Here is a 17254-nt window from a genome sequence, read left to right on the forward strand (position 1 = left end):
TCCCGGCTCACAGGAAGCGCCCCATGAACACGTCGTCCACGTAGGTCCCGTCGAGCAGGAACTCCTCGGGCAGGATCCCCTCGACCACGAACCCCTCGGCCTCGTAGAGCGCCCGGGCCGCGGTGTTGTGCCCGAGGACCCGCAGGGTGACGCGGCGGGCCCCGCGCCGGCGGGCCTCGTCGACGGCGGCCCGGACCAGCGCCCGCCCGGCCCCACGGCCGCGCGCCTCCTCGGCGACGGCGAGGCCCTGGATCTGGCGCACATGCCGGTTCGAGTCGAGCGGGGTGGGGAAGCCGAGGTGGACATAGCCCGCGAGACGCCCGCCGAGCTCGGCGACCAGGCAGTCCTCGGGGGCGTGCCGCTCGCTGAAGAAGGGAGGGTACGGCGGCTGCGGCTCGGGCATCACCGCGTGCCGGGGCGACCAGGTGAGCCGGTCGAGCAGGGCCAGCTCCTCGTCGTCCTCGGGCCGGGCGACACGGATGCGCGGTGCGGGGTGCTCGGGCATGGGCGTCACCCTACGGCGAGCGGATCAAGGTCTTGCAAGGGTTTTACGGGGCCACCCGGCAGGATGGATTCATGGAACATTCAAGGATTGCGGTGGCGGGTGCCTCCGGTCTCATCGGCAGCGCCCTGGTGCGGTCCCTTACCGCCGACGGACACGAGGTGCACCGCCTGGTGCGCGGCACGCCCCGGGCGGCCGGGGAGATCCGCTGGGACCCAGAGGGCGGGCGGGTGGACGCGGCCGGGCTCGCCGGCTGCCATGCCGTGGTCAACGTGGCGGGGGCCGGCGTCGGCGACCGGCGCTGGACGGACGCCTACAAGCGGCGGATCCGCGACAGCCGCGTGAACGGCACGGCCGCCCTCGCCGAAGCGGTCGCCTCGCTGGACGCGAAGGACCGCCCGAGGGTCTTCGTCAACGGCAGCGCCATCGGCTACTACGGCGAGACCGGCGAACGGACGGTCGACGAGAGCGCGCCCGCGGGAGAGGGCTTCCTTCCCTCGCTGTGCGTGGAGTGGGAGGGGGCCACCGCACCGGCCCGGGAGGCCGGGGTCCGCACGGTGTTCACCCGGACCGGGCTGGTCGTCTCCCGCGAGGGCGGCGCCTGGGGGCGGCTGTTCCCGCTGTTCCGGGCGGGGGCCGGCGGGCGGATGGGCGACGGGCGGCAGTACTGGTCGTTCGTCGCGCTGCACGACGAGGTCGCCGCGATCCGGCATCTGATCGACACCGACGGCCTGTCCGGGCCGTTCAACATCACCGCCCCGCACCCCGTGACGAACCGTGAGATCACGTCGGCGATGGGCCGCGTGCTGCACCGCCCGACGCTGTTCCCGGTGCCCGCGAGCGTCCTGCGCACCGTGCTCGGCGAGATGGCCGGGGACGTCCTCGGCAGCGCCCGGGTGCTGCCGACGCGCCTGCTGGAGTCGGGCTTCCGCTTCGCCTTCCCGGAGATCGAGGGGGCGATCCGCGCGGCCCTGTGACGGCCTCCCAGCCCCGCCGGAACCCGGCCGGGCGGTGCACACCGGCCGCCTGTCCGGGATCCGACCGGCCGTTCCGAGACAGCTCCCCTGGGCGCACACCAGCCCCCTGCGACCACTTCATGCCCACCAGCTGTCCGTATGCGACCGCTGTGCGACCGTGCCCTGCCGATGCGCGACTCCCCCTGACCGATCACGGTCCTACCCTCGACCAGAACTCGCGTATCCCTGCGGCCTGTTGAGGGCATGACGTCTCCAGCGCCCGCGCAACCTCGAGGAGGGGCACGTGCTTGAGCCCGCGTACCAGGCGGACGTGGTCGTCGTGGGGGCCGGGGTCGCCGGACTCTCGGCCGCGCACCGGCTGACCAGCGCAGGAGTGACGACCATGGTCCTGGAGGCCGCCCACGGGGTCGGCGGCCGCATGGCGACGGAGAAGGTCGACGGCTTCCGGCTCGACAGGATCGGCCAGTTGCTGTCCACGGCGTATCCCGAACTACGGCAGACACCCGGTCTCGACGGCCTGGTGCTGCGGCCCTTCGCACCCGGTGTCCTGCTGCACGGCGACGGACGCCACCACCGCGCGGGCGTCCAACCGGGCGCAGGGGGCGCACGGGGCGCACTGCACGCGGTACGCGCGCTGGCGAGCGCTCCCCGCCCGCCGTCCGCGCCCAGGCCGTTGAGGAGGCCGGTGGCCGTGCCCGGCCGGCAGGTCTCCGTCCCCCGGAGCCGGTCCGGCGCCCCGCTCGGCACGGCCGTCGACCAGGCCCGGCTGGGCGCCGCCCTGACCCGGCTGGCGGGCACACCGGCCGAACGCCTTTTGGCCCGACCGGAGTTGCCCGCCGGCCAGGCCCTGGCGGCCCGCGGGCTGCCCGCCCGTACGATCGACGGCTTCCTGCGTCCGCTGCTCGCCGCGCTGCTGTGCGACCCGGGTCTGACGACGTCCAGCCGGTGCGCGGACCTCGCGCTGCGCGCCTTCGCCCGGGGCCGGCTGTGTCTGCCGGAGGGCGGCGCCGAGGCCCTGCCGGAGCTGCTGGCGCGCACCCTTCCACCGGGCACGGTCCACACCGGCGTGCGCGTCACCTCCGTCTCGACGACGTCGGTGACGACCGCGGAGCACGGTGAGATCCGGTGCCGGGCGGTCCTGGTGGCGACGGGTGCGCGCGCCGCCGCCGAGCTGCTGCCCGGGTTGCGGGTACCGGAGTTCCACCCGGTGACGGTGGTGCACCACACCACGGACGAACCTCCGGCGACGGGGGCGTCGTTGCTGCTCGACGCGGATCTCGGCGGGCCGGTCTCGCACACGGCGGTGGTCAGTGACGTCGATCCGTCCCGGGCGCCGGCCGGGCGGGCGTTGGTCTCCTCCACGGTGCTGGGGCGGCCGCCGGGTGATGTCGACACGGCGGTGCGGATGCATGTGGCGCGGTTGTACGGGGTGCCGACGGCCCGGTGGGAGACGCTGGCCGTGCACCAGACGGTGGATGCGGTGCCGGCGATGCGGCCGCCGCATGATCTGCGGCGGCCGGTGCGGTTGATCGCCGGGCTGTATGTGTGCGGGGATCACCGGGACACCAGTACGGTCCAGGGCGCTCTGCACTCCGGGCATCGGGCGTCGGCGGCGATCTTGGCGGACCTGGGGGCGGGGCGGTCGATGCACGTTGCCGATCCACTGCCGACCGTGCCGCGGGCTGCGTAGGCGGCTCGCCGGGTGCGGGTGCGCGGTTCTGGTCGCGCACCCGCGGCGGAGCCGCACACCGGCACAGCCCCGCGCCCCCGACAGCAGGCCCTCACCCCAAAGCCGCTACCTTGTCGCGGTAAGTACGCACCGGCGCCGCGTCCTTGTACGGCTCCAGGCGTCGCTCGAAGTCCCTCACGTACTCCACCGCCCTCACCGAGCGCATCTCCGCGGCCTGGCCCGCCGCCTCCGCGGCGAGCTGGCAGGCCTGGTCGAGTTCGCCGAGGCCCAGGCGGGCGGTGGCGAGGACCACCCGGCAGAAGAGCCGGCTGCGGGCGAAGGAGGGGGCCCGCAGCTGGAGTGAGCGTTCCGCGTGCTGGGCGGCGGCGCGGAACTGCTGCAGGTCGCGGTGACAGTGGCCGAACTCGTCGGCGAGCTGGGCCTCGTCGAAGAACTTCGCCCAGTGCGGGACGTCGTCGCCGGGCCGGGCCGTCTCCAGGGCGCGTTCGGCGCGGACCAGGGCGGCGGTGCAGGCCCTGACCTCGCCGAGCACCCCGTGCCCGCGCGCCTCGGAGGCGTGCAGCAGGGCCTGGACGACGGGCGGCCCGGAGGTGCCGACGCCCTGCTGGGCCACCCGGGCGAGCTGGACGGCCTCCCGCCCGTGCCCGAGGTAGACGGCCTGGCGGCTCATGGTGACCAGCACATAGGCCCCGTACGTGCGGTCTCCGGCCGCCTGGGCGAGCCGCAGGGCCTGCACGAAGTAGCGCTGGGCGAGTCCGTGCGCGGCGATGTCGTACGACGTCCAGCCCGCGAGCCGGGTCAGGTCGGCGGCGGCCGCGAACAGCCGACGGCCGGTCTGCTCGCCGTAGGTGCCGCGCAGCATGGGCTCGCACTCGTGCTCCAGGTAGCGCACGAGGGCCTGACGGGCGTGGCCGCCGCCGTAGGCGTCGTCGAGGGTGCGGAACAGCTCACCGACCGAGCGCAGGGCGGCGATGTCGCCGGCGGTGACCTTCTGGCCGGGCCCGCGCTCGGCCTGACCGCGCTGGCGGGGCAGGGACGGCACGCCCTGCTCGGCCGTGGCCGTGGGGCGCAGGGCGGGGCGGCCCTGGGTCGGAACGCGGGCGGGGGCCGGCTCGCCCCGGGCGACCTTCTCGTCGGCCCGGCCGATCAGCCAGTCCCGGCTGGGCACGACGAGCCCGGCGGGGGTGAAGGCGATCTTGCGGAGCTCCGCGTGGCTGCCGGAGTCCTTGCGCCACAGCCCGCTGACGATGTCGACGGCCTCCTCGGGGGTGGCGGCGAACTCCAGCCCCGCGTAGACGGGGGCGCAGGCGTCCAGGCCGAGGTCCTGGGCGGTGAGGCGGCGGCCCAGGCGCCGGGTGAAGACCTCGGCGATCAGGGCGGGCGTGGTGCCCCTGGGCTGCTGACCGCGCAGCCACCGGGTGACGGATGTCTTGTCGTATCTCAGGTCGAGCCCGTGTTCGAGACCGAGCTGGTCCACGCGACGGGCGAGTCCCGCGTTGGAGAACCCCGCTTCTGCGATGAGCGCGGCGAGCTGTCGGTTGGGGGTGCGCTGCGCGGGTCGTTCCGTCATGGTGCGGTGCGGTCTCCTGCCTTCCGGTGTGGGTGACGTGCCGGATTGCCTGTGAGCAGGCCTTTTGGCTTGCTGGACGGCGCGAATGTAGCGGAGAGTAAGCACCCCATCACACATTTTCACGGACATTCATCCGATCGTGTGAGGATTGGCCCCGGGACTGACGAGTCCGGGCCGGACGTACAGTGGCTTGGGCGCGTTACGTGCCTGACACACGCGTTCGAGGGAGGCGCTTGCCGTGAGTGAGTTGCGGTTCGTCCGCATGGGGTTCGGTGACGAGGCCGTCGAGTACCAGGAGGCGTGGGACGAGCAGCGCCGCGTGCACGCGGCGCGCTTCGCCGACGAGATCTCCGACACCGTACTGCTCCTGGAGCATCCCCCGGTCTACACGGCCGGACGGCGCACGGCGGACAACGAGCGCCCCCTCGACGGCACGCCCGTCATCGACGTGGACCGCGGCGGCAAGATCACCTGGCACGGCCCCGGCCAGCTGGTGGGCTACCCCATCCAGAAGCTCCCGCGCCCGGTGGACGTCGTGGCGCACGTGCGCCGCCTCGAGGAGGCCCTGATCCGCGCCTGCGCGGAGTTCGGCCTGGAGACGAGCCGGGTCGAGGGCCGCAGCGGCGTGTGGATCCTGGGCGACCCGGTCGAGCAGCGCCCCGCCTGGGGGTCCCCCCGGCCGGAGGCTGGGGGAGGGCTGTCGCTGGACTTCGACCCCCGGCTGCACGACGAGGAGTTCGACCCGCGCATGAACGGCCCGGAGTACGCGCCGTCCAACGCGGGGCAGCGCCGGGAGGACCGCAAGATCGCCGCGATCGGCATCCGCGTGGCCAAGGGCGTCACGATGCACGGCTTCGCACTCAACGTGAACCCCGACAACAAGTGGTTCGACCGGATCATCCCGTGCGGCATCCGTGACGCGGGCGTCGCCTCGCTGGCCGGCGAGCTCGGCCGGGACGTCACGATCGAGGAGGTCCTGCCGGTCGTGGAGCGCCATCTGCGCGAGGTCCTGGAGAACGCGGACCTGAAGCCCCGGGAGATCGAGAAGACGCCGGCGGCATAAAACGGCCCGTGGCGGAGCTGGAGGGGTAGCCACCCGCACAGGCTTTCAAATCAACGGGCGTACCCTTGAGGACGCCGAAGAATCAATCGCTAGGGAGCCGGTCGTGTCCGCAGTCGCACCCGACGGACGCAAGATGCTGCGCCTGGAGGTCCGCAACAGCCAGACCCCCATCGAGCGCAAGCCCGAGTGGATCAAGACCCGGGCGAAAATGGGTCCCGAGTACACCGCGATGCAGAAGCTCGTGAAGAGCGAGGGCCTGCACACGGTCTGCCAGGAAGCCGGCTGCCCCAACATCTACGAGTGCTGGGAGGACCGGGAGGCCACGTTCCTCATCGGTGGCGACCAGTGCACCCGGCGCTGCGACTTCTGCCAGATCGACACCGGCAAGCCCGAGGCGCTCGACCGCGACGAGCCCCGCCGCGTCGGCGAGTCCGTGGTCACGATGGACCTGAACTACGCCACGATCACCGGCGTCGCCCGCGACGACCTGGAGGACGGCGGCGCCTGGCTGTACGCCGAGACCGTGCGCCAGATCCACCAGCAGACCGCGGGCCGCGAGGCCGGCCGCACCAAGGTCGAGCTGCTGGCCCCCGACTTCAACGCGGTCCCCGAGCAGCTGGCGGAGGTCTTCTCCTCCCGGCCCGAGGTCTTCGCGCACAACGTCGAGACGGTCCCGCGGATCTTCAAGCGCATCCGCCCCGGCTTCCGCTACGAGCGCTCCCTGAAGGTGATCACCGAGGCGCGCGACTACGGCCTGGTGACCAAGTCGAACCTCATCCTCGGCATGGGCGAGACCCGCGAGGAGGTCAGCGAGGCGCTGAAGCAGCTGCACGACGCGGGCTGCGAGCTGGTCACCATCACGCAGTACCTGCGGCCCTCCGTGCGCCACCACCCGGTGGAGCGCTGGGTCAAGCCCCACGAGTTCGTGGAGCTGAAGGAGGAGGCCGAGCAGATCGGCTTCTCCGGCGTGATGTCCGGACCGCTGGTGCGCTCCTCGTACCGCGCCGGACGGCTCTACCAGATGGCCATGGAGCAGCGTCATTCGGCCGCTCCGCGGCAGGGAGACGGCCACATCGCGGCGCAGGCCGTCTGACGGACCGTCACCACCCCTGCCCCTCAAGGGGCGGGACAAGCGTGTGAACTCGCGCACAAGAGACTACCCGCCGGTAGCGACCGATTTGACGCGGTCCTGACCGTCCTCGCAGATGAGGGCACATGTCAGGACCGCGTCGGCGTTCCACCACTCCCCGCCAGGGCTTCATGGGTGTTTGACCGGCCGGTCACGCCCTGGTAACACCAATCAGTGACGCTGAACTCACAGCACGTACACCCGTCACCCGAGGGGGGACCTCACCCATGCAGGCCGCGCCGCCCGTCCGCGCCACCGCGATTCCGTCCTTCTCGACCGCACTGCGCGCCGTCGAGTCGCTGCTGATGAGCAGCGGTCAGCGCACCGCCCGCCGCAACGCCTGGACCTCCGTGCTGGAGGACCGCCGTCGCGCCAAGGACCGGGTCGAGACGCAGCGCGTCATCGAGCAGTCCCTGTCCGTCCGCCCCTGACTCCCGGCCCTCCCCCCAGGGGCCCCCGCGGGCACTGCCGTCGTCGGCGCTTGTGGGGCCACGTAGACTTCGTGGCATGGCGAGGAAGGAACCTGCAGCGGACGCTGCGAACCCCGGGCGACTGAAGCAGATCGCTCTGACCTACAAGATGACCCGCAAGGCCGACAAGAAGATCGGTCTTGTACTCGCGGCAGTCGGAATCGTCACCTTCGGTGTCTTCCTCGCGATCGGTTTCTTGATCGGTCACCCCATCTATCTCGGCATCCTGGGCCTCCTGCTCGCCTTCCTCGCGTCGGCGATCGTGTTCGGGCGCCGGGCCGAGCGGGCCGCCTTCGGGCAGATGGAGGGACAGCCCGGCGCCGCGGCGGCGGTGCTCGACAACATCGGCCGGGGCTGGACGACGACCCCCGCGGTGGCGATGAACCGCAACCAGGACGTGGTGCACCGCGCGGTCGGCAAGGCCGGCATCGTGCTGGTCGCCGAGGGCAACCCGAACCGGGTGAAGACCCTGCTGGCCGCCGAGAAGCGGAAGATGAACCGCATCGTCGCGGACGTCCCGGTGCACGACCTGGTCGTGGGCACGGGCGAGGGCCAGGTCGAGCTGAAGAAGCTCCGGACGACCATGCTCAAGCTCCCGCGCGTACTGACCGGCCCGCAGGTCACGGCCACCAACGACCGGCTGCGCGCCCTCGGTGACCTGATGAGCAACATGCCGCTGCCGAAGGGGCCGATGCCGAAGGGCATGCGGCTGCCGAAGGGCGGGCCGAAGGCTCGCTGACACTCCGCACACCGACATGAACGAGGGGCGCCCGGATCACACCGGGCGCCCCTCGTCGTTCATGCCGGATCTTCCTGCGCGGCGCAGGTCAGATGCGGACCTCGACCGTGCCCGCCAGCCGGTCGTGCAGGCCGCGGCCGTCACGGTCCCAGATCAGCGCGGGGATCGCGAGGAAGAGCAGGACCGTGCGCAGCGCGGCGCGCCAGGGGCTGACCCGGCCGGTGTCCAGGGCGAGCACCCGCAGGCCGAACAGGCGCTTGCCCGGGGTGAAGCCGACCGTACCGACCGTGAGGACCATCAGCGCGAACATGATGAGGGGCGCCCAGATCTGGGCGGCCTCGTTGTAGCTCTGCGTGATGAGACCGTATGCGATCAGGAGACACAGGCCCCAGTCGACGGCGAGGGCACCGATCCGGCGGCCCGGGCGGGCGATCGAGCCGGGTCCCTCCTCGGGCAGACCGAGCTGCTCGCCCCGGTATCCGAAGTCGACACCGGCCTCTTCCGCGGCCGCGCGGGGCCCGGAGAGCCACGATCCGAGTGCTTGCCTGTTGTCCACCCGTCCACGGTACTGCGCCCATAAATGACCAGGGCACGGAGGGGTGTGTCCGGGCTACGGTGGAGGGTGAGCCGGTTAACTTGTGCGAAACAAACGAGTCACGCCCGAGAAACCACCCGTCCCTAGGGTCGAGGTCAGCGTGTGCCACCCGCACTGGCCGCACGAACGAACTACCACCCCGGCGGGACGGTCGGGAGTAGGAGGAGCTGGATGTTCCAGAACGCCGACGAGGCCAAGAAGTTCATCGCGGACGAGGACGTCAAGTTCATCGACGTCCGCTTCTGCGACCTGCCGGGCGTGATGCAGCACTTCACGATCCCCGCCGAGGCCTTCGACCCGGCCGAGGAGCTCGCCTTCGACGGCTCCTCGATCCGCGGCTTCCAGGCCATCCACGAGTCCGACATGGCGCTCCGCGCGGACCTGTCGACCGCCCGGGTCGACCCGTTCCGCCGCGACAAGACGGTCAACATCAACTTCTTCATCCACGACCCGATCACGGGTGAGCAGTACTCCCGTGACCCGCGCAACGTGGCGAAGAAGGCCGAGGCCTACCTCGCGTCGACCGGTATCGCGGACACCGCGTACTTCGGCCCCGAGGCCGAGTTCTACGTCTTCGACTCCGTCCGCTTCGCGACCAGCGCGAACGAGAGCTTCTACCACATCGACTCCGAGGCCGGCGCCTGGAACACCGGTGCGGTCGAGAACAACCGTGGTTACAAGGTTCGCTACAAGGGCGGCTACTTCCCGACCCCGCCGGTCGACCACTTCGCCGACCTGCGTGCCGAGATCTCCCTCCAGCTGGCCGCCTCCGGCCTCCAGGTCGAGCGCCAGCACCACGAGGTGGGCACCGCCGGCCAGGCGGAGATCAACTACAAGTTCAACACGCTGCTCGCCGCGGCCGACGACCTCCAGCTCTTCAAGTACATCGTGAAGAACGTGGCCTGGCAGAACGGCAAGACCGCGACCTTCATGCCGAAGCCGATCTTCGGTGACAACGGCTCGGGCATGCACGTGCACCAGTCGCTGTGGACCGGCGGCCAGCCGCTGTTCTACGACGAGGCCGGCTACGCGGGCCTGTCGGACACCGCCCGCTACTACATCGGCGGCATCCTCAAGCACGCCCCGTCGCTGCTGGCCTTCACCAACCCGACGGTGAACTCCTACCACCGTCTGGTCCCGGGCTTCGAGGCGCCGATCAACCTGGTGTACTCGCAGCGCAACCGCTCCGCGGCCATGCGTATCCCGATCACGGGCTCCAACCCGAAGGCCAAGCGCGTCGAGTTCCGCGCGCCCGACTCCTCCGGCAACCCGTACCTCGCCTTCTCGGCCCTCCTCCTCGCGGGCCTCGACGGCATCAAGAACAAGATCGAGCCGGCCGAGCCGATCGACAAGGACCTCTACGAGCTGGCTCCCGAGGAGCACGCGAGCGTCGCGCAGGTGCCGACCTCCCTCCCGGCCGTCCTCGACCGTCTGGAGGCCGACCACGAGTTCCTGCTCCAGGGCGACGTGTTCACCCCGGACCTGATCGAGACGTGGATCGACTACAAGCGCGCGAACGAGATCGCGCCGCTGCAGCTGCGTCCGCACCCGCACGAGTTCGAGCTGTACTTCGACGTGTGATCGACGCCTGACCGAGGCATCACGCCCGCGCCCCCGCTGTCGTTTCCGACGGCGGGGGCGCGGGCGTTTGTTCTATTCTCGGAGAAAGGACCACACGGGGGTGGAGCGGGAATGCCCGAGCACGAACAGGACGACCAGGAGCGCGAGTTCGACCTCAGATGGGCGGACGGAGCCGAGCACAAGGAGCCCTCGGCCCGGGCCCGTATGCTCGCCGCGCGCTGGAAGCACAACCCGCCCGGGCCCGTGCCCTTCCGCGCCGACCCGGAGCACGTCGGCTCCCGCCGCCGCTCCTCCTGGATCTCGACGGCCGTGGTGCTGGGCTGCGTGGCGGCGGTGATCGTGCTGCTGGGGTACATCAACTTCAGGGCGCCGTACTAAAGGGTGTTGCAGAACGGGCTTGGAGATCGCGGAGCACCTCACAGTCAGCGTCACGAGCCCCCTCGAAGTCGGGCAAAATGACGCCCGCGAGGACTCGGATCATGGCGCGAAGTTAGCGCCCGTCCCGTTCTGCAACGCCCTTTAGCAGCCGGTGACAAATCCGCGCGCCGGTCACCGTCCCTGCGTCGTACGATCCCCCGAAACAGCAGGTCGAACGGGGGACGGGCGTGAACGAGGACATCCGGGGCGGCGAGGCGGCCGCAGCGCGGCTGGCCCGGGGGACGCGGCTCGACGAGGTGCTCGACGTCGACGATCCGGCTGCCTGGACGGGACTGGACGCAGGCGTGCGGGCCTGGGGCGGGTACGGGATCGAGGATCTGCCGGACAAGGCATGGGTGGAGGCGCTGGACGGGGCGACCGGGCCGCCGGGCCGGTCCGGGACCGGGCGCTGGATGTTCCGGTCGTCCCGACGGCGGCCGGATCCCGCTCACGGGCCCTCGATCGAGCCCCGGCTCGCCGTGGCGCTGTGCCACCCGGACGGCCACATCCGCGAAGCGGCCCTGGCCCGGGTCGCGGCCCGCCCCGCCCTGCTGCCCCTGGTCGTCATCCGCGCCGCGGACTGGGCAGCACCGGTACGTGACAAGGCCCGGGAGCTGCTGCGGGCAGGTCTCGACGTGCGCACCGGCATCGCCCTCGCCCCCCTGATCCTGCGCATCGGCCGGCGCGAGCGGGGAGCGTACGGCGTGGAACTGCTCGGGGCGATGCTCCGCCGGGCACCGCACGGAGCGCCGGCCACCTTGTTCGTCCACCCCGACCGCACCGTACGGCGGTTCGCGTACCGGCTGGCCGCCGAGGAGTCGCTGCTCTCCCCCGGCCGGTTCGCCCGCACCGCCGCCTGGGACGACGACGTCGTCGTGCAAAGCCTGTGCGCCGAGGCGGCCCTGGCCGCCGTGCGCGAGGACGGTGGCCTCGACGAGGTACTCGAACCACTGCTCACTGCCCGCAACACGCGCGCCCGGTCCGCCGGCGTCACGGCCCTGCGACGGGCCGGGCGTCCCGAGCGGGCCCTGGAGTTCCTGGCCGACCGGTCGGCCCTGGTGCGGGCCTGCGCGCGGTATGTCGTGCGGCAGCACGGGAGCGACCCCCTGTCCTGGTACCGGCGGCGATGTGCACAGGCCGATGATCCGGCACTACCGCCCGGCGCGGCCATCGGCCTGGCGGAGTGCGGGGAGCGCAGGGACGCCGCATTGCTGCGGCCGCTGCTCACTCACCGCGTGCCTGCGGTACGGGCCGGGGCGGTGGCAGGCCTGCGCGCGTTGGACGTGACGGTCGTGGAGGAACTGCGGTCCTTGATCGACGACCCCGCGCCCGGCGTCGTGCGCGAGGCCACGGCTGCCCTGTTGCCGTCCGCGGCGCTGTTGCCGGAGGCGTGGCTGACGGAGCGCCTCGGGTCGGAGCGGCCCCGGCATATCCGGATCGCCGCGCACCGATTGACCGAGGCGCGGGGCCGCATCGTACGGCTGCCCGACGGTCCGGGGCGCGGCTGCTAGCGTCCGGCCCCGTGGACGACAGCGTGTACGTGGGCAACGCCGGTGCGGACGCCGCCCTGGACCGGGGGTGGATCCTCGGGCATTTCAAGGACGCCGGGGATCCGCGGCACAGCGAGGCCGTGGAGATCAAGTGGGGGGTGCATCCCCCGGGGGACGAGCGGGCCGAGTGGGTGCGGGGTGAGGAACGGACCGCGCTGCTGGTGCTCGTCAGCGGGCGCTTCCGGGTCGAACTGCCGGGGCGCAGCGTGCTGCTGGAGCGGCAGGGCGACTATGTCGTGTGGGGGCGCGGGGTCGATCACTCGTGGGTCGCGGAGGAGGAGTCGGTCGTGCTGACGGTGCGGTGGCCGTCCGTGCCGGGCTACGCGGTGGGCCGGGACGGCTGACGGCTTTGCCGGTCCTGGGGCCGATCGCGACCCGTTCATGGGAGGTCCCGGGTGCACACTGGCTGTGGGACGAGTGCGTGACTGCGGGGTGATGCAGATGCACAGCCGCTTCCGGAGCGACCGGCGGTTGACCACCCGTATGGGGATCACGCTGTTCCTGCTCGGGTTGTTGTACGTGGGGTTCGTCGCCGCGTTGATCGTGCTGCTGAAGTCGTGGGTGCTGGTCGTGGTGATCGCGGCGGCACTGCTCGGCGCGCAGTACTGGTTCTCCGACCGGATCGCGCTGTACGCCATGCGCGGACGGGTCGTGGAGCGGGAGGAGTATCCCGAGCTGCACGCGGTGATCGACCGGCTGTGCGCCCTGGCCGACATGCCCAAGCCGGTGGTGGCGGTGTCCGGTATGGACATGCCGAACGCGTTCGCGACCGGGCGGAACCCGGACCACGCGGTGGTCTGTGTGACGACCGGGCTGCTGCGGCGGCTGGAGCCCGCCGAACTGGAGGGCGTGCTCGCGCACGAGCTGTCGCACGTGGCGCACAAGGACGTCGCCGTGATCACCGTCGCGTCGTTCCTCGGGGTGATCGCGGGTCTGATCGTGAGGTTCGCCTTCTACTCCCAGCTGTTCGGCGGGGCCAGGAGGGACCAGAACACGGCTGCCGTGTTCGCCGCGGTGATGGGTGTCGCCGCGACCGTGTACGCGATCAGCTTCCTGCTGATCCGGGCCCTGTCCCGGTACCGGGAACTGGCCGCCGACCGGGCGGCCGCGCAGCTCACCGGCCGGCCCTCGGCGCTGGCCTCCGCGCTCACCAAGGTCTCCGGCGACATCGCCCGCATCCCGACCAAGGACCTGCGCACGGCCCAGGCCTTCAACGCCTTCTACTTCACGCCCGCGCTGGGCCGCGAGCCCGGCATCGCACGCCTCTTCTCGACCCACCCGAGCCTGGAGCAGCGGCTCGACCAGCTGGGCCGCATCTCCGCCGAACTGGGCGAGGCGGCGGCACCCGGAGGAGTGTGATCGGCGCATGGGGCTGCTGGACATCCTGCTCGGCCGGACCAAACCGGTCGTGGCGGATCTCGACCGGCTCTTCGCGCTGCCCTCGGCGGCCGTGACCCTGGAGGCCGCCGCGGGCTTCACCCCGACGGGGCAGGGCGCGGTGTGCTTCGCCACGGTCGAGGGCGCGGCCTTCGAGCAGTCCCACCGCGAGGTGCAGGCCCTGCTGGACGCCGACACCGACCGCGACGGCCCGCCGGTGGAGCTGCGCCAGGACGACTACGGCTACTCCTGGCTGGTCTCCCGCCGTGCCCCCGACCAGCTCTCCGCGCTCGTGAACGACCTGCACGCCGTGAACAGCCAGATGGAAGTGAACGGGTTCGGCCCCCAACTGCTGTGTTCGCTCGCCGGGTTCGAGGATCCCTCCGGTCGGCGGCTCGCCCTGGTCTACCTCTACAAACGCGGCACGTTCTACCCGTTCGCCCCCCTGCCGGACGGCACACAGCGGCGCGACAACGCTCTCGAACTCCAGGTGCGGGCCGCGCTCTCGGGCGACCTGCGCATCGAGCAGGACCTGAGCCGCTGGTTCCCGGTGTGGGGAGCGCCGGGGTTGTGAACGCCCCCCGGGGTCGGGGGCCGCGTGAGTGAATGGCCGTATGAGTGAGCTGATCCCCTTCACCCACGTCCTCGACGGCGAACGGCTCAGCGGGCTGTCCTGTGGCGGGGCCGAGCAGGCCCGGGCGACGGTCGTACTGCTGCACGGCGCGGGCAACGGCAGCAAGGAGCGGCTGGTGCCGCTGCTGGCGGAGTTCGCGGCCCACGGCTGTCACGCCCTCGCCTTCGACTTCTCGGGGCACGGGGAGAGCACCGGCCTGCTGCGGGAGCTGAGCCTGCGGCGCCGCTTCGAGCAGGCCGTCTCCGTCATCGACGCACGCGCGCAGGTGGACGGGCCGCTGGTCCTGGTCGGGTTCAGCATGAGCGGCCAGACGGTGGCGGATCTCGTACGGCACTACGGGGAGCGGGTGGCGGCCCTGGGGCTGTGCGCGCCGGCGGTGTACGCGGGCGAGGCGTGGGACGTGCCGTTCGGCTCGGGCGACGGGCGGTTCAGCGAGATCATCCGCAGGCCCGGGAGCTGGCGTGCGACGCCCGCGCTCGACGTCCTGCGGGCGTTCGAGGGCCGGGCGGTGCTCGCGGTGCCGGACACGGACGAGGTCATCCCGCCCGCCGTGACGGAGGCCCTCTCCGAGGCGCTGGCCCGGCGCGCACAGTTCACGCACCGGGAACTCCCGGGCGCCGAACACCGGTTGGGCCTCTGGTTCGGCGATCACCCCGACGACCGGCGGGAGTTCGTCACCGCCGTGCTGACCGGGCTCGGCGAGCAGGGCTGGTCGGCGACCCGCGCGTGGGTGGCCAAGCAGCTCCCGGAGGGCCGTACGGTCGCCACCTCGTCCTTTCTGGCCGGGGGCTGGAGCGCCCAGATGCGGCGGCTCGCACTCGACGACGGCACCGAGCTGGCGCTGCGGACGTTCGTGAAGCCCTTCTTCCGGCGGCACGCGCCCGGACTGCTGGCCCGCGAGGCGGAGATGCTCACGCTGCTGGCGGGGCGAGAGGGCGTGCCGGCCGCCGAGCTGATCGGCGTGGACGCGACCGGGGAGCACTGCGACCATCCGTCCCTGCTGATGTCCGTGCTGCCGGGGCGGGTCCGGGTCGACGAGGAGGAACTCGACGCGCGGGTGGACCTGCTGGCGGCCCAACTGGCCTCGATCCACCGGGTCGTGCCCCGGGAGCGTCCGCGGACGTACCAGGCGTGGACGTCGCCGGCGGCGGTTCCCCCGGGGTGGGAGCGGGCCGTGGACGTCATCCGCCGCGATCCCCCGCCGTACGACGGCTGCTTCCTGCACCGGGACTTCCACCCCGGGAACGTCCTGTTCACGGGTTCGGGGGGCGAGCTGAGGATCAGCGGCGTCGTCGACTGGGTGGAGACCTCGTGGGGGCCCGCCGACCTGGATGTCGCCCACTGCTCCACGGCACTCGCGCTGCTGCACGGCCCGGAGCGCGGTCTCGGTTTCCGGGAGCGCTACGAGGCCCGGGGCGGGCGGCGCCTGGCCGACGGCCCGGAGCATCTGTACTGGCGGCTGCTCGACGCCCTGGCCTACGTCCCCGACGCGGCGAAGCTGGCGGGGCCGTGGCGGGACCTGGGCCGGACGGATCTGACTCCGGAGGTGCTGGGCGGGCGGCTGGAGGCGTATGTGACGGGGCTGCTGGAGCGGTACGGCTGAGGCGGCAGCCCGGTCAGGGGCGACTGTCAGTGGCGTCGGCGATGATGCCAGGAGGGTCGGAGGACGCGGCGAGTGGAGGCCGGGCATGGGCGGCGGAGCGCGGTACATCGGCGTGGCGGAGCGGCGGGCCCGGCTCGCACTGCGCCAGCGGCTCGCGGGGCAGGCTCGGTCGGTGACGCCCGAGGAGGTCGCCGACGCGCTGGTCGCGCTGCACGGCACGGACCCGGCGACGGTGTATCTGGCGGTGGGTGCCCGGCTCGCCGACCCCGCCGGGACCGTCGAGGAGACGGGGCGGGCCCTGTACGAGGACCGTTCCCTGGTGCGGATGCACGGCATGCGGCACACGGTGTTCGTGTTCCCCACCGGGCTGACCGCCGTCGTGCACGCCTCGACGGGGCTGGCCGTCGCCGCACGGGAGAGGTCCTCGCTGCTCAAGCACATGGCGACGGCGGGTGCGCCGGACGCGGCCTGGCTGAAGGAGGTCGAGGAGTCGACGCTGGCGGCGCTCGCCCGGCGCGGGCAGGCGACCGCAGCCGAACTCGCCCAGGACGAGCCGCGGTTGCGGGAGCAGTTCGTGTACGCGGCCGGGAAGAGCTACGAGGGGACGCACACGGTCTCGACCCGGCTGCTGAGGGTGCTGGGCGTCGAGGGGAAGGTCGTGCGCGGCCGGCCGCTCGGCTCCTGGACGTCCAGCCAGTTCCGCTGGGCTGTCGCGCCCGAGCATGCCGAGCTGGACACGGCGGGGGCGCAGGCGGAGCTGCTGAGACGGTGGCTCACCGCGTGCGGCCCGGCGACGGAGGCCGACCTGAAGTGGTGGACGGGGTGGCGCGTGACGGAGGTCCGCAGGGCCCTGGCCGCGATCGGGGCGGAGCCGGTGTCGCTGGACGAGGGTACGGGGTATGTGGCCGAGGGCGACGCGGGGCCGGTGTCCTCGCCCGACGAGCCCTGGGCCGCGCTGCTGCCCGCCCTCGACCCGACGGCGATGGGCTGGCAGCAGCGCGACTGGTATCTCGCCCCCGGGCTGCGGCCCCGGTTGTTCGACGGCAGCGGCAACGTCGGGCCGACGGTGTGGTGGAACGGACGGGTGATCGGCGGCTGGGGCCGGCGGCCCGACGGGGAGATCGCCTGGCGGATCCTCGACGAGGACGGCGTCGGCCGGGAGGCCCGCGAGGCGATCGGCTCGGAGGCGGAGCGGCTCGCCGGATGGCTCGGCACGACGAGAATCACGCCCCGCTTCCGGACACCGCTGGAGAAGGAACTGGCGGCGGGCTGAAGAACGGGGCGCTGACGGAAACGCCCCCTAGGTCGTGTCCGCAAAGTGGTGGCGTCGTTGGTCTGTTCGTGGTGCGTCGTCATG

The 17254-nt window shown here is 72.3% G+C and carries 17 protein-coding genes; 14 read left to right on the plus strand and 3 right to left on the minus strand.

Annotated features, from left to right (window positions below):
• Positions 1–7: 7 nt before the first annotated feature.
• On the minus strand, positions 8–505 hold the full coding sequence (locus IE153_RS39885) for a GNAT family N-acetyltransferase (RefSeq protein ID WP_189594568.1): 498 nt from the start codon (positions 503–505) through the stop codon (positions 8–10).
• 71 nt (positions 506–576) lie between these two features.
• Between IE153_RS39885 and IE153_RS39890 the strand changes: the two genes are divergently transcribed.
• Together IE153_RS39890 and IE153_RS39895 are read left to right on the plus strand one after the other, a co-directional pair.
• Positions 577–1479, plus strand: a complete 903-nt coding sequence (locus IE153_RS39890) for a TIGR01777 family oxidoreductase (protein ID WP_189594569.1) — start codon at positions 577–579, stop codon at positions 1477–1479.
• Between the two features lie 283 nt (positions 1480–1762).
• Positions 1763–3169 carry an NAD(P)/FAD-dependent oxidoreductase gene (locus tag IE153_RS39895; protein ID WP_189594570.1) on the plus strand — a complete coding sequence of 469 codons (1407 nt, stop codon included), beginning with the start codon at positions 1763–1765 and terminating at the stop codon, positions 3167–3169.
• Positions 3170–3260: 91 nt separating this feature from the next.
• Here the strand turns inward: IE153_RS39895 and IE153_RS39900 are convergent, their stop codons facing one another.
• Positions 3261–4739, minus strand: coding sequence for an NsdA family TPR-like regulatory protein (locus IE153_RS39900; RefSeq protein WP_189594571.1), 1479 nt, complete (start codon positions 4737–4739; stop codon positions 3261–3263).
• Positions 4740–4977: 238 nt separating this feature from the next.
• On the opposite strand from IE153_RS39900, the gene lipB reads away from it, so the two are divergent.
• The 4 genes from lipB (at position 4978) to IE153_RS39920 (ending at position 8140) form a co-directional block, all read left to right on the plus strand.
• The gene (gene lipB / locus IE153_RS39905) at positions 4978–5802 is read left to right on the plus strand and encodes a lipoyl(octanoyl) transferase LipB (protein ID WP_185010367.1); all 825 of its coding nucleotides are present in this window, start codon (positions 4978–4980) and stop codon (positions 5800–5802) included.
• 103 nt (positions 5803–5905) lie between these two features.
• The gene (gene lipA, locus IE153_RS39910) at positions 5906–6895 is read left to right on the plus strand and encodes a lipoyl synthase (RefSeq protein ID WP_189594572.1); all 990 of its coding nucleotides are present in this window, start codon (positions 5906–5908) and stop codon (positions 6893–6895) included.
• Positions 6896–7158: 263 nt separating this feature from the next.
• A complete protein-coding gene (locus IE153_RS39915; RefSeq protein ID WP_031109923.1) occupies positions 7159–7362 on the plus strand; it encodes an SCO2195 family GlnR-regulated protein in 204 nt (67 codons plus the stop codon).
• A 76-nt stretch (positions 7363–7438) separates the two neighbouring features.
• Positions 7439–8140 carry a DUF4191 domain-containing protein gene (locus tag IE153_RS39920; RefSeq protein ID WP_031109922.1) on the plus strand — a complete coding sequence of 234 codons (702 nt, stop codon included), beginning with the start codon at positions 7439–7441 and terminating at the stop codon, positions 8138–8140.
• An 88-nt stretch (positions 8141–8228) separates the two neighbouring features.
• On the opposite strand, the gene IE153_RS39925 is transcribed toward IE153_RS39920, so the two are convergent.
• Positions 8229–8696: an RDD family protein gene (locus IE153_RS39925; RefSeq protein ID WP_189594573.1), complete on the minus strand. Its 468-nt coding sequence runs from the start codon at positions 8694–8696 to the stop codon at positions 8229–8231.
• A gap of 210 nt (positions 8697–8906) precedes the next feature.
• Here IE153_RS39925 and glnA point away from each other — a divergent pair, with 210 nt between their 5' ends.
• The 8 genes from glnA (at position 8907) to IE153_RS39965 (ending at position 17170) form a co-directional block, all read left to right on the plus strand.
• On the plus strand, positions 8907–10316 hold the full coding sequence (gene glnA / locus IE153_RS39930) for a type I glutamate--ammonia ligase (protein ID WP_031109919.1): 1410 nt from the start codon (positions 8907–8909) through the stop codon (positions 10314–10316).
• Between the two features lie 111 nt (positions 10317–10427).
• Positions 10428–10694: an SCO2583/SCO2584 N-terminal domain-containing protein gene (locus IE153_RS39935; protein ID WP_189594574.1), complete on the plus strand. Its 267-nt coding sequence runs from the start codon at positions 10428–10430 to the stop codon at positions 10692–10694.
• 227 nt (positions 10695–10921) lie between these two features.
• Positions 10922–12244, plus strand: a complete 1323-nt coding sequence (locus tag IE153_RS39940) for a HEAT repeat domain-containing protein (RefSeq protein WP_189594575.1) — start codon at positions 10922–10924, stop codon at positions 12242–12244.
• An 11-nt stretch (positions 12245–12255) separates the two neighbouring features.
• A complete protein-coding gene (locus IE153_RS39945; protein WP_189594576.1) occupies positions 12256–12627 on the plus strand; it encodes a cupin domain-containing protein in 372 nt (123 codons plus the stop codon).
• Between the two features lie 97 nt (positions 12628–12724).
• Positions 12725–13642 carry a zinc metalloprotease HtpX gene (gene htpX, locus IE153_RS39950; RefSeq protein ID WP_189594577.1) on the plus strand — a complete coding sequence of 306 codons (918 nt, stop codon included), beginning with the start codon at positions 12725–12727 and terminating at the stop codon, positions 13640–13642.
• A 7-nt stretch (positions 13643–13649) separates the two neighbouring features.
• Positions 13650–14234, plus strand: a complete 585-nt coding sequence (pspAB, locus tag IE153_RS39955) for a PspA-associated protein PspAB (protein WP_142164385.1) — start codon at positions 13650–13652, stop codon at positions 14232–14234.
• Between the two features lie 40 nt (positions 14235–14274).
• Positions 14275–15897: an alpha/beta fold hydrolase gene (locus IE153_RS39960; protein WP_189594578.1), complete on the plus strand. Its 1623-nt coding sequence runs from the start codon at positions 14275–14277 to the stop codon at positions 15895–15897.
• Between the two features lie 85 nt (positions 15898–15982).
• Complete coding sequence (locus IE153_RS39965; protein ID WP_189594579.1) at positions 15983–17170, plus strand: winged helix DNA-binding domain-containing protein; 1188 nt, start codon at positions 15983–15985, stop codon at positions 17168–17170.
• Positions 17171–17254 lie beyond the last annotated feature (84 nt).

The organism is Streptomyces massasporeus (assembly GCF_014648995.1).
In the GTDB taxonomy this organism is placed as follows: domain Bacteria; phylum Actinomycetota; class Actinomycetes; order Streptomycetales; family Streptomycetaceae; genus Streptomyces; species Streptomyces massasporeus.

Bases quoted from the DNA above. Each gene is read 5' to 3' on its own strand.
- htpX (WP_189594577.1), top strand. From the start codon at position 12,725: ATGCACAGCCGCTTCCGGAGCGACCGGCGGTTGACCACCCGTATGGGG.
- glnA (WP_031109919.1), top strand. From the start codon at position 8,907: ATGTTCCAGAACGCCGACGAGGCCAAGAAGTTCATCGCGGACGAGGAC.
- IE153_RS39885 (WP_189594568.1), bottom strand. From the start codon at position 505: ATGCCCGAGCACCCCGCACCGCGCATCCGTGTCGCCCGGCCCGAGGAC.
- IE153_RS39900 (WP_189594571.1), bottom strand. From the start codon at position 4,739: ATGACGGAACGACCCGCGCAGCGCACCCCCAACCGACAGCTCGCCGCG.
- pspAB (WP_142164385.1), top strand. From the start codon at position 13,650: ATGGGGCTGCTGGACATCCTGCTCGGCCGGACCAAACCGGTCGTGGCG.
- IE153_RS39960 (WP_189594578.1), top strand. From the start codon at position 14,275: ATGAGTGAGCTGATCCCCTTCACCCACGTCCTCGACGGCGAACGGCTC.
- IE153_RS39935 (WP_189594574.1), top strand. From the start codon at position 10,428: ATGCCCGAGCACGAACAGGACGACCAGGAGCGCGAGTTCGACCTCAGA.
- IE153_RS39890 (WP_189594569.1), top strand. From the start codon at position 577: ATGGAACATTCAAGGATTGCGGTGGCGGGTGCCTCCGGTCTCATCGGC.
- IE153_RS39920 (WP_031109922.1), top strand. From the start codon at position 7,439: ATGGCGAGGAAGGAACCTGCAGCGGACGCTGCGAACCCCGGGCGACTG.
- IE153_RS39915 (WP_031109923.1), top strand. From the start codon at position 7,159: ATGCAGGCCGCGCCGCCCGTCCGCGCCACCGCGATTCCGTCCTTCTCG.
- IE153_RS39965 (WP_189594579.1), top strand. From the start codon at position 15,983: ATGGGCGGCGGAGCGCGGTACATCGGCGTGGCGGAGCGGCGGGCCCGG.